The organism is Vibrio sp. IB15 (assembly GCF_016406055.1).
GTDB lineage: Bacteria > Pseudomonadota > Gammaproteobacteria > Enterobacterales > Vibrionaceae > Vibrio > Vibrio chagasii.
In genome coordinates, this window is sequence record NZ_JAEFCE010000089.1 from 1 (window position 1) to 12380 (window position 12380).

11 protein-coding genes are annotated in these 12380 nt (G+C 43.9%); 7 read left to right on the top strand and 4 right to left on the bottom strand.

The window, feature by feature from the left end; translation table 11 throughout:
* Positions 1–100 precede the first annotated feature (100 nt).
* Positions 101–982, bottom strand: a complete 882-nt coding sequence (motY, locus tag JC606_RS21650; RefSeq protein ID WP_102425000.1) for a flagellar protein MotY — start codon at positions 980–982, stop codon at positions 101–103.
* Positions 983–1170: 188 nt separating this feature from the next.
* Between motY and rnt the strand changes: the two genes are divergently transcribed.
* Complete coding sequence (gene rnt / locus JC606_RS21655; protein WP_004741699.1) at positions 1171–1815, top strand: ribonuclease T; 645 nt, start codon at positions 1171–1173, stop codon at positions 1813–1815.
* Between the two features lie 65 nt (positions 1816–1880).
* Complete coding sequence (locus JC606_RS21660; protein WP_004741700.1) at positions 1881–3206, top strand: Na+/H+ antiporter family protein; 1326 nt, start codon at positions 1881–1883, stop codon at positions 3204–3206.
* 190 nt (positions 3207–3396) lie between these two features.
* On the opposite strand, the gene JC606_RS21665 is transcribed toward JC606_RS21660, so the two are convergent.
* Entirely contained in the window at positions 3397–4026 is a 630-nt protein-coding gene (locus JC606_RS21665) for a DsbA family protein (RefSeq protein WP_004741701.1), read from the bottom strand.
* A gap of 95 nt (positions 4027–4121) precedes the next feature.
* Complete coding sequence (locus JC606_RS21670; protein WP_004741702.1) at positions 4122–4460, bottom strand: Grx4 family monothiol glutaredoxin; 339 nt, start codon at positions 4458–4460, stop codon at positions 4122–4124.
* 269 nt (positions 4461–4729) lie between these two features.
* Here JC606_RS21670 and sodB point away from each other — a divergent pair, with 269 nt between their 5' ends.
* From sodB to JC606_RS21685, 3 genes are all read left to right on the top strand, one after another.
* Positions 4730–5314 (top strand): superoxide dismutase [Fe], encoded by a 585-nt coding sequence (gene sodB, locus JC606_RS21675; protein WP_004734050.1) that lies wholly within the window; start codon positions 4730–4732, stop codon positions 5312–5314.
* A 233-nt stretch (positions 5315–5547) separates the two neighbouring features.
* Positions 5548–6051, top strand: coding sequence for a VC2046/SO_2500 family protein (locus JC606_RS21680; RefSeq protein WP_269819953.1), 504 nt, complete (start codon positions 5548–5550; stop codon positions 6049–6051).
* A 268-nt stretch (positions 6052–6319) separates the two neighbouring features.
* Positions 6320–7003, top strand: coding sequence for an SDR family oxidoreductase (locus tag JC606_RS21685; protein WP_198779412.1), 684 nt, complete (start codon positions 6320–6322; stop codon positions 7001–7003).
* Positions 7004–7133: 130 nt separating this feature from the next.
* Here the strand turns inward: JC606_RS21685 and adhE are convergent, their stop codons facing one another.
* Entirely contained in the window at positions 7134–9842 is a 2709-nt protein-coding gene (adhE, locus tag JC606_RS21690) for a bifunctional acetaldehyde-CoA/alcohol dehydrogenase (RefSeq protein ID WP_102424561.1), read from the bottom strand.
* A 640-nt stretch (positions 9843–10482) separates the two neighbouring features.
* On the opposite strand from adhE, the gene JC606_RS21695 reads away from it, so the two are divergent.
* Together JC606_RS21695 and JC606_RS21700 are read left to right on the top strand one after the other, a co-directional pair.
* Positions 10483–11121: a YchE family NAAT transporter gene (locus JC606_RS21695; RefSeq protein WP_008223294.1), complete on the top strand. Its 639-nt coding sequence runs from the start codon at positions 10483–10485 to the stop codon at positions 11119–11121.
* A 148-nt stretch (positions 11122–11269) separates the two neighbouring features.
* Positions 11270–12112 (top strand): ion transporter, encoded by an 843-nt coding sequence (locus tag JC606_RS21700; RefSeq protein WP_198779413.1) that lies wholly within the window; start codon positions 11270–11272, stop codon positions 12110–12112.
* Positions 12113–12380: the final 268 nt, after the last annotated feature.

Sequence of the window (12380 nt, forward strand, 5' to 3'; positions counted from 1 at the left end):
AGACTCGCTACCCAATTAATCGCAAAGCAGCTCCGCTTAAGTGAACTACATTGCGTCATGACGACGGGCTTTCTAATATGAGCTTTAAATTTTATTGGAGCTAAACCTGCGTTCTACCTAAAGAGATCACAACGCGTCGGTTCTTATCTTTACCAATTGGCGAGCTATTATCAGCAATTGGGCGACGCTTGCCATAGCCTTGCACTTGAATGCGGTCTTCCGGCAAACCAAGAGATTTAAAGTACTCTCTTAAAGACTCAGCTCTTCGTTCTGACAGGTTTTGGCTAATGCCTTTGCTGTCTGCCGAATCGGTGTAGGTCGCGACTAAAACAAGGTCAATATCTTGATTGTAACGAACATACTCGGCAATCTGACTAAGCCTTTTACGTGACGACTTGTTTAACTGATCGCTGTTACGGTCGTAATGCAAAATAGTGAATGAGATATCTTCGAAGCTGTACGGCAACAAGTTCGCGATACAATCACTGAACACATTGTATTTCTCTTGGAACAAAACCGACGATAACGCCACTTCAATACGCTGATCTCGGCTCTGCCACTCTTGGTAGCTAAATGTTGGATAGCGCCCTTTCTCTAACTCACTCAGGATACCCCAAGCCGTTTGACCGCCAACGTAGCCATCAAATTGCTGAAAGAACTTGATGGTTGTCATCCGATCGGCACTCTCGCCTGGGCGCCAAGGTGGCGGCATAGAGATCAAGCTGACATTACGAGTCGCGCCCATCGGACGACGCATTTTCAATTCAAAATCTAAAATGATTTTCTTACTCGCTCGGGATGAGAACTCAGCATCACCGAAATTAGGGATAGGATGTACTAAGCGACATTCTAGTGGTGTGTTAGCCACCATCTCCCATGTCGACTGTTGAGGAGATGCTCCGTAACGCTTTTCTTGTGCCATCGCTGATGACGACACAAGGAGCGAAAATAGCATTGAACCTGTTATGAGTTGTTTCTTCATAAAGTGGAGTATCTCTTAAGCAATTCGTTTAACAATGCAGCCAATTGCCGCCTATTTCTGTTGAGTTTAATTATGCAATTATCAAGCCGAAATGCGCTTGGTAATTTGTGATTTATTGCCCTTTCCTAGTTTTTATCACTGCTATTATCTGCAATAATGCAGCCTTAATCACACTTATTTGGGCTAACATGATTGTAGAAAACGAAGCTCTGACCCTAAAAAAACGCTTCCGTGGCTATTTTCCAGTGGTCATCGACGTGGAAACCGCAGGGTTTAACGCAGAAACCGATGCATTATTAGAAATCTGTGCCATTACATTAAAAATGGATGAAAACGGAGATCTGCACCCAGCATCAACGCTTCATTTTCACATTGAGCCTTTTGAAGGCGCAAATATAGAGCAGGCAGCATTAGACTTTAACGGAATTAAAGACCCATTTAGCCCATTACGTGGCGCAGTGTCTGAACAAGAAGCCCTTAAAGAAATCTACAAGCTAGTGAGAAAAGAACAAAAAGCTTCAGATTGCAGCCGTGCAATCATGGTCGCTCACAATGCTACATTCGATTTAAACTTCGTCAATGCGGCAAGTGAGCGCTGTAAGCTTAAACGCGTCCCTTTCCATCCATTTGCTACTTTTGACACTGCAGCTCTTAGTGGTCTTGCCTACGGTCAAACCGTTTTGGCTAAAGCTTGCCGCACTGCAGGGATGGATTTTGACAACAAAGAAGCACACTCTGCTTTGTATGATACGCAAAAAACCGCTGAGTTATTTTGCGGCATAGTAAACAAATGGAAAGCCCTTGGTGGTTGGCCGCTTGTTGACGAAGAATAAAAATAGAATCGGTAAACGTATTGTCGTATTACCTTTAATAAAGAACACAACATCCCGAGAATAATATGAATCCTGTTGTAATTTCAGTTTGCATCATGCTTGTTTTAGCTTTGATGCGCGTAAACGTAGTCGTTGCTCTGACGTTCAGTGCAATTATCGGTGGCGTAGCCTCTGGTATGAGCTTGAACGACGCAGTCGCGGCTTTCGAAAGTGGATTAGGCGGCGGTGCAACTATCGCACTTAGCTACGCTATGCTTGGTACATTCGCTGTTGCTATCTCACGTTCTGGTATCACAGACCTACTTGCTCAAAGTGTTATTAAACGCATTCACGGCAAAGAGAACAGCACGGCATCGACTGGTCTTAAATACGGCATCCTAGCGTCTTTGATCCTAGTGACAATGTCATCGCAAAACGTGATTCCGGTACATATCGCCTTCATCCCAATTTTAATTCCACCTCTATTAGGCGTATTCGCAAAAATGAACCTAGACCGTCGTCTGGTTGCTTGTGTGCTTACTTTTGGTCTGATTACACCATACATGGTATTACCAATCGGTTTTGGTGGCATCTTCCTAAACAACATTCTGCTTAAGAACCTTCACGACAACGGTCTTGAAAGTGTAGTGGCGAGCCAAGTACCAATGGCAATGCTACTACCAGCTGCTGGTATGATCTTTGGCCTTCTAACGGCAGTGTTCTTCACTTACCGTAAGCCTCGCCAATACAAAGAAACCTCTCACACGGTTGTTTCAACTGAAGCGAAACAGATCAACAAGAAGCACATCCTAGTAGCAGCGGCAGGTATTGTTGCAGCACTAACGGTTCAGTTATCGACTGGTTCAATGATCATCGGTGCACTTGCTGGATTCATGGTCTTCACTTTCGGTGGCGTAATTGCTTGGAAAGAGACACAAGATGTCTTCACCAAGGGCGTACACATGATGGCAATGATCGGTTTCATCATGATTGCCGCGGCAGGTTTCGCAGCAGTAATGAAGCAAACTGGTGGCGTTGAATCTTTGGTTGAAGCACTTTCAACAAGCATCGGTGACAACAAACCTCTAGCTGCACTACTTATGTTGGTGGTTGGTCTACTGGTAACTATGGGTATCGGTTCTTCGTTCTCTACGATTCCAATCCTTGCAACTATCTACGTTCCACTAGCGGCAGCATTTGGTTTCTCCCCTATGGCAACCATCGCTCTAGTTGGTACAGCAGCAGCGCTTGGTGATGCTGGTTCTCCGGCTTCTGACTCAACGTTAGGTCCAACGTCCGGTCTTAATGCAGATGGTCAACATGAGCACGTATGGGAAACCGTTGTACCTACATTCCTACACTACAACATCCCACTGATCGTATTCGGTTGGATTGCAGCTATGGTTCTATAGCTTAAAGCTAGGTTCTAAAGTCAGAATCAATGTTCAAAACTTAAAAAGACCGCCTAGTGCGGTCTTTTTTGTATCTGAGATGTCTCCGATAAGTTACATCCTGAGTCCAAATCCGTTGGATAAAAAAAAGGCTTCCCCTTACGAGCAAGCCTTTGAAGTAGTTTTGAATAATACGATTCAGTATCGTCAATTAAGCGCTAGGAGCGCTCTTTACTAGAACTTCTCTAATCGACTTAAGTGTCGTTTCTGATGAGTGGTAATCCAGCTCAACTTCAGTGAAGATACCGTCAACTTCAAGCATTAGAGTTGGGTAAGAATGCACACCCATCGCGTGTTTGAAGCTCAGTTGGTCTTCTAGCTCACCCTCAAGTAGCTTACCAGCAAGATCGTTCTCGAATTGCTGAACATTCATGCCTAGCTCTTCAGCCAATTGCTTATGTGTCTCTTCGCTGTGCGGCAGCATTGCACGCAAGTAATATGCGTGTTGAATCGCTTCAAGCATCTGCTCGTAGTGGTCTTGGAAACCCGCAGCAATAACAGCACGACACGCAGGGTAAGTGCTTCGTACCGGTTGGCACTCAGTCCAAAATTCATGATTGAACTCTGTACCTAATTTGGCTTCGATCTGCTTCCAGATAGCTTGCAACTTGCCTTTCATCTCTTCTGACATTGGTTCATCAGAATCTGGAGCCAAGCCACCTACTACGTAGTTGAACTCAATGCTCGCAGGCAATTGTTGTTTTAGTAACTCCAGTGTTGGTTTGTATCCCCAGCACCAGCTGCACATCGGGTCATGTACATAATGAAGTTTTACGTTCATTGTTCGTTCCTTATCGAGTCGACTCTCAATCAATTCCAACAAAAAAGGAGCCTAATTAAGGCCCCTAGTTTACTGTTCAGCATAAAGGCTAGAACTTACTCTGCGTCATCGCCAGCAACTTTAGCAGCCGCTTCTTTGATGATTGGCTGAAGTTCACCTTTTTGGAACATCTCAAGAATGATGTCGCAACCACCGATTAGCTCACCTTCAACCCAAAGTTGTGGGAAAGTTGGCCATTGTGCGTAAGCTGGTAGCTCTGCACGGATATCAGGGTTTTGTAGAATATCTACGTAAGCAAATTTTTCGCCACATGCCATTAGAGCTTGAGACGCTTGAGAAGAGAAACCACAGCTAGGTAGCTTAGGAGAACCTTTCATGTACAGTAGAATAGTGTTTTCTTCAATTTGCTGTTTGATTTTATCGATAGTTTCCATTGCTTCCTCGTTAATGGATTACGGCTTTTATTGCCTTTATTCTACCCCAAACCAAAAGAATAAAAACCATATAAAAAAAGAGGTTAACAAGCTAAACTAATAATTCACATAAAAGTGATGAAATATGCTTTTAATAAAGTAAAAACTTGCTAAACTAGAAACCAAGTCAGCAAATTGACCATGGTTGGCAGCATAGCGAGCCATGAATAATAATATCACTGGAAGCAATCGAAAGAGTTAACTCTTTCATATCAATGGAGAATTGAGCAATGGCATTTGAACTACCAGCTCTTCCTTACGCGAAAGACGCACTAGAACCACACATCTCAGCAGAAACGCTAGATTTCCACCACGGTAAGCACCACAACACTTACGTTGTTAAGCTAAACGGTCTTATCCCAGGTACTGAGTTTGAAGGCAAAACACTAGAAGAGATCGTTAAGACTTCTACTGGTGGTGTTTTCAATAACGCTGCTCAAATCTGGAACCACACGTTCTACTGGCACTGTCTTGCTCCAAAAGCAGGCGGCGAACCAACTGGCGCTGTTGCAGAAGCTATCAACGCTGCATTCGGTTCTTTCGAAGAATTCAAAGCAAAATTCACTGATTCAGCAATCAACAACTTCGGTTCTTCTTGGACTTGGTTAGTTAAGAAAGCTGACGGTTCTCTAGACATCGTTAACACTTCTAACGCTGCGACTCCTCTAACAGAAGAAGGTGTTACTCCACTTCTAACTGTTGACCTATGGGAGCACGCTTACTACATCGATTTCCGCAATGTTCGTCCTGACTACATGGCTGCATTCTGGAACCTAGTAAACTGGTCTTTCGTAGAAGAGAACCTAGCTAAGTAATCTATTATTCAAGCTGCGCTATTTATAGCGAGTTAACTATTAAAAGCTCATGCCTCGGCGTGAGCTTTTTTGTATCTACGATCTGCTACATAGTAAACAACGAACATAACGATCAATAACCTAGCCCTTTTAACTACCCTTTCCCAGCCTAAATTAAATCTCTATTCGCTTGTAATTAAAGACTAAAGTTTGCTGCCTTCATGCCGTTAAAGGTGTATCAAATGAGAGGCGTCATGCAAATACATACCTTAGATAAAGCAGGAATCATCAACGAACTGAAGTTCGGCATCGGAATCAGCAAAGCGGTTGAGCAAGGTCGCCGTGCGGATTTCGCGTTGCTGTTATCCATGTTCTCTAATGATGTTCGAGACTGTACGCCTATCGATACTATTGAAGTCACAGAGACAACGGAAGATCGCCTCCGTAAACAGTTTGGCATCGCCGAACCTCAGCAACTGCGTTCAAATCAATCGTCTTACGAGATATCAGCACAACAGTCTAATCACTTTCACCAATCAAGCTTAGTGAGTGCTAAGCTCTGTCACTATCTAAAACCAGAAGCACTGGCATTTATGCCAGAAGACATTGGTGACTTACCTGAAGAAGTTTACCAAAACCTATCTGGTCACGATCGTCGTAAGCTAGCAAACAAAAACCAGCCTGACTTACCATCAGCAACGCTGTACAACGAGCTATCTACCGCTCAACGTAAGTATCAGATCCTGGCTCAGGTATAACTTCAGTCTCACTTTATTTCTGCATCTCTATCTGCTTTGTTCAATTCACGCTATTCGAACGATTCACTAGAGTGATATGAACCACCAGCCTTAGGCACCCTCAAATTAACAAATGTCGATTACTGCTTGAAGTTACTACAAAATGTGACCTGCCACTAAGTTCATAAAAACTTATTAATTCACCTAACTTAGTTTGAACCAATTCACACCCATTGTATAAAATTTAACCCATCCTTATCCTACATGGATGATTTGTTTAGGTACTGGGATGGAAATAAAAAGCTCAATCATATTAGTAACAGCTGCCGGTTCGCGACTAGGAGGGACGATTGCGAACCACTTTGTGAACCTTGGAGCCACCGTCATCCTTTGTGATAACGACACGGAAGCCCTTCAAGCAGCCTATTTACAATGCGGCCGATTCTCTGATTCTGTTTACCATTACCCGCTTGAGAGCAATGACAGCCAAGCGATTCTGAACGTGTTCGATTTCATCCAAACCACCTTCAATACTACACCCGACGTATTAGTGAATAATTGGGTGAGTTCTCCAATGCCTAGTCTAATCGGCGATCAGCCGGTTGGTGGCTTTATCAACGACCTATCCAATATGGCATCTACCCTATTCGCCTTCGGTCAAATCAGTGCCGAAAGGTTACGTGCAGAAGACAAAGAAGGAGTGATAGTGAATGTCATATCGCACGATGACTTTCATGACGTGTCAGGCTTAGAGAGTGCCAACTCTATGATTACCGGTTTTACCCACAGTTGGGCCAAAGAGTTAACCCCATTTAACATCCGTGTTGGGGGTGTCGTTCCTGCTATTCACAATGCCGATGGAAAGTTAAACCGTTGCCACTGGGCCCAGCTTCAAGACGAGCTGACCAGAACTGCCGAGTACATCATATCTAACGATTACTTTAGCGGTCGCGTGGTTGCGGCCGAAGTTTAAATCCCTAAACAGTCACTATCACTTAAAACAAAGATCAAAAAAAGCCCCAGTCTCTCGACTGGGGCTTTAATCTTTTCCCGATAGATAAGTATCGTGCTAGCGAAAACTTATCTCATAACTAACGTCTTACTTATGCGTTAGCTTTTTCTTTTTTAGCTTTTGGCGCTGCTTTCGCTTCAGCTGGTTTTTGGTCAGCTTTCTTAAGGATAACTGTAGTACCTTCGAAAGTTTCACCTTCAACAAATGCTTTACCGTAGTAAGACGCTAGTAGCACTTCTTTCAGCTCAGTGATTAGAGGGTAACGTGGGTTAGCACCTGTACACTGGTCATCGAACGCTTCTACAGCCAGCTCTTCTAGCTTAGCGATGAAATCTGCTTCAGATACACCTGCCGCTTGGATAGACGTTGGGATATCTAGGTTCAATTTCAATTCTTCTAGCCACGCTAGTAGACGTTCAATCTTCTGAGCAGTACGGTCACCTTCTTGGCTTAGGCCTAGGTGGTCAGCTACTTCAGCGTAACGACGACGTGCTTGTGGGCGGTCGTATTGAGAGAACGCAGTTTGCTTAGTTGGGTTATCGTTCGCGTTGTAGCGTACAACGTTAGAGATTAGTAGTGCGTTCGCCAGACCGTGTGGTAGGTGGAACTCAGCACCAATCTTGTGCGCCATAGAGTGACAAACACCTAGGAATGCGTTCGCGAATGCTACACCAGCGATAGTTGCTGCGTTGTGCACTTTCTCACGAGCGATTGGGTCGTTTGCACCGTTCGCGTAGCTTGATGGTAGGTACTCTTTAAGCATCTTAAGTGCTTGTAGAGCTTGACCATCAGAGTATTCGTTAGCAAGAACAGATACGTAAGCTTCAAGAGCGTGAGTTACTGCATCGTAACCACCGAATGCTGTTAGAGACTTAGGCATGTTCATTACTAGGTTAGCATCAACGATAGCCATGTTTGGCGTGATTTCGTAGTCAGCTAGTGGGTACTTAGCACCAGTCTTGTCGTCAGTAACAACCGCGAATGGCGTAACTTCTGAACCCGTACCTGAAGTTGTAGTGATACATACAAGCTCAGCTTTCTTACCCATTTTAGGGAACTTGTAGATACGTTTACGGATATCCATAAAGCGCATTGCTAGTTCTTCGAAGTGAGTTTCTGGGTGCTCGTACATAACCCACATGATCTTCGCAGCATCCATTGGTGAACCACCACCTAGAGCTAGGATTACGTCAGGTTGGAAGCTCTTCATTGCTTCAGCGCCTTTCTCAACAACAGATAGTGTTGGATCTGCTTCTACGTCGAAGAAAGTTTGAACTTCAATGCCTTGTGCTTTAAGCAGGCTAACTACGTCATCAGCGTAACCGTTGTTGAATAGGAAACGGTCAGTTACTAGGAATGCGCGTTTCTTACCTTCTAGGTCGCTCATTGCGATTGGAAGGCTACCACGACGGAAGTAAATAGACTTAGGTAGTTTGTGCCACAACATGTTTTCAGCTCGCTTCGCTACAGTTTTCTTGTTGATAAGGTGCTTAGGACCTACGTTCTCAGAGATAGAGTTACCACCCCATGAACCACAACCTAGAGTTAGAGAAGGTGCAACGTTGAAGTTGTACAGGTCACCGATACCACCGTGAGTAGTCGGGATGTTAATTAGGATACGAGCAGTCTTCATCTTGTCACCGAAGTAACGGATGCGGTCTGCGTTTGTATCTTGGTTAGTGTAAAGGCCAGATGTGTGACCGATACCACCGATTTCAACCATAGTTACCGCTTGAGCAACAGCGTCTTCGAAGTCGTCTGCACGGAATAGACCTAGAGTTGGAGACAGTTTCTCGTGAGCGAATTCGTCATCGTAAGAAACTTTACCAAGACCTTCACCTACAAGTACTTTTGTATCAGCAGGCACTTTAACACCAGCCATTTCAGCGATTGCTGGAGCAGGTTGACCTACGATTTTAGCGTTTAGGTTGCCGTCGATAAGAAGTACTTTACGTACTTTATCTGCGTCAGCTTTAGACAGAACGTGAGCTTTGTGAGAAGCGAAACGCTCTTTAACTTCTTCGTATACATCGCTAACAACGATTGCAGCTTGCTCAGAAGCACATACAACGCCGTTATCGAATGTTTTAGACATTAGGATAGATGCTACAGCACGTTTGATGTCAGCTGTTTCATCGATAACGACAGGAACGTTACCAGCACCAACACCGATAGCAGGCTTACCAGAAGAGTATGCTGCTTTAACCATGCCTGGACCACCAGTAGCAAGGATAAGTGCGATACCGTCGTGCTTCATAAGCGCGTTAGAAAGCTCTACAGATGGTTGGTCGATCCAACCAATGATGTCTTTTGGAGCACCCGCTGCAACCGCTGCGTCTAGTACAAGTTTCGCTGCGTCGTTAGTTGAGTTCTTTGCACGTGGGTGTGGCGAGAAGATGATGCCGTTACGTGTTTTAAGAGAGATTAGAGATTTGAAGATTGCTGTAGAAGTTGGGTTCGTTGTTGGAACGATACCACAGATGATACCTACAGGCTCAGCGATAGTCATTGTGCCTAGGTTGTCATCTTCTTCTAAGATGCCACATGTTTTTTCGTCTTTGTATTTGTTGTAGATAAATTCAGATGCAAAGTGGTTTTTGATAACCTTATCTTCAACAATACCCATTCCAGATTCAGCTACTGCTTGTTGTGCAAGTGGAATACGAGCGTGGTTAGCAGCAAGAGAAGCTGCACGGAAGATTGCGTCTACTTTCTCTTGAGAGAATGTTGCAAACTCTTCTTGTGCTGCTTTGACGCGAGCTACTAGAGCATCAAGTTCCGCTAAGTTAGTTACAGGCATGGTGGATCTCCTAAAATAATAAATATTAAAAACTTTTTATTAAACTCGCTGCTTGCCGTTAACCTTAAACACCAGCGTTCTTAGTAAATTGCTTTCAGGTCTGAGTATATTATTTCACTGTGTGAAAAAAATTGACCCAGATCAGTTACCCAAAAGGAATTAACCAGAAAGTAGTAAGGCAATCGAAAAAATGAACTTAAGAGTATGATTTATATAGATTAACATCACACTTTTCGCTCGCACAAAAAACAAGCAAACAGACAAATTTTTTCTACATAGCGTCATAAACTGTAAAAAAGTTTCATTTTTAGTCAACTCACTTACATGTATACGGCCAAAACTGTGCTACTGAGAGTATATCCATACCGTTGCAACCAGCTAGAAACTGTCATAATTTTTATTAAAAGCGCGCGTGAGGCAACATTTAATTCAAATCACGTTACAACACGAAACACGAGAAAACACTTTATAACAACAGCATTACACATCTCACACTCAATTAGTTTTTCTAAAAAATAGCCCCCTCTTCACGTTAGTTTTTTTCATTCGCTCTGATTGAATTTGTCCCTTACATTACGCACTCTGATAAAGGTCAGATCAAACCCACTATCCTACTTTACGTTACTTGGAGATCGCTCCCATGCAAGGTTTAGAACTCGCAATCTTTATGCAATTCTTCCTTGGGCTTGTTGCAGCCGTTAACCCAATCGGCATCATGCCTGTTTTCGTTTCTCTTACTGCTCATATGCCGCCAGAAGAGAGAAACAGGACTGCCTTACAAGCTAATATTGCCGTTGCTGTTATCTTGATCGTGTCGCTAGTTGCAGGTCAGTTGCTACTCGATATGTTTAGCATTTCACTAGACTCGTTTCGCGTAGCGGGTGGTTTACTGTTATTGAGCATCGCATTTTCGATGATGAGCGGTAAGCTGGGTGAAGATAAACAGAACAAGCAGGAAAAGTCTGAGTACATCAGTAAAGAACAAATCGGTGTTGTGCCTTTAGCGATGCCTTTAATGGCGGGTCCGGGTGCAATCAGTTCTACTATTGTTTACGGTTCTCGTTATCCTGCGGCAATTGATACCATTGGAATTGGTATCAGCATTATTGCGTTCGCAACTTGCTCTTGGCTTCTGTTCCGTTCAGCGCCTGTTATCGTGCGCTTTTTAGGTCAAACTGGGATTAACGTTATCACCCGTATCATGGGCTTGATTCTTGGTGCGCTTGGCATCGAGTTCATTGCGAACGGCTTGCGTAACCTATTCCCAGGATTAGCATAGCGGCTAACAGCATATAGTCGCTTAACTGCGGCTATTTAATGTGGAACACATCTGAGGCGAGTAAAGCAATTTGGCTTTCACTCGCCTCGTTATTATGAAGCTTGTATAATGACGGTTAACGCATTTAATAGAAGACGAACCTCTCCTTATGTCACGCAAGCCACTCAAGCATCATTTGTACGTTATCATTTTTGGTACCCATACACCTGCCGGACGTGCGTTTGATATATCACTGATCATTGCAATCTTGGCTTCGTTGCTGGTTCTTATTCTTGAGTCTATTCCAAATGTGATGACAGAGTGGTCTCAAGAACTTCGTTACATCGAGTACACTTTCACCGCCCTATTCACTATCGAATATCTATTAAGGCTCTATTGTTCTCCAAAACCGAAATCTTACGCCACCAGCTTTTATGGGATTGTTGATCTGTTAGCGATTCTACCTACTTACCTAGCGATCTTCTTCCCAGGAGCTTCGTTTATGGGCGTTGTGAGATTGCTGCGTGTCATGCGTATCTTCCGAATTCTCAAGTTGGTTCGCTATCTACAAGATTCAAATATCCTGTTGCGTTCGCTATTGATGGCAAGACGAAAGGTTCTGATCTTCTTTAGTACAGTCGGCATCTTAGTCGTTATCTTTGGCGCTTTGATATTTGTGATTGAAGGGCCAGAAAACGGATTCACCAGTATTCCCCACAGTATCTACTGGGCAATCGTCACCATCACCACCGTTGGCTACGGGGATATGGTGCCGCAAACAGCGATTGGTAAGGCTATCGCATCTTTGACCATGTTGTTAGGTTATTCCATCCTTGCGGTACCGACCGGGATTATTACCGCAGAACTCAGTAATGAAATGAACTCGCATAAAGAGTTAGTCAAATGCCCAAACTGCAATCGCTCGGGTCATGATTCTGATGCCATCTATTGTAAACACTGTGCCAGTGAATTGGCCGACCCTGACAAACGTGTCGTGTCCGACAAGGAATAAAGCAGATGCGGGATTCGAGTGGCGAGATGCGAAGGGATTTAAGAGCAGTTTCGAGAACCGGATAATGAAATATTAAGGGACTAGAAAGGGTGGCGTTTACCGTCACCTTTTTTGTTGTTGATTCACTGAGCAAAAGCTAGATTCCCGACTACGCTCCTCCGTCGCTATCGGGAATGACACAATTTAAGTTAGGAGAAAAACGTCATCCTCAAGAGTGAGGAACGTATATGGACTCCCCTAGTATTGCAAGGAAACGAGTAAAGGTATG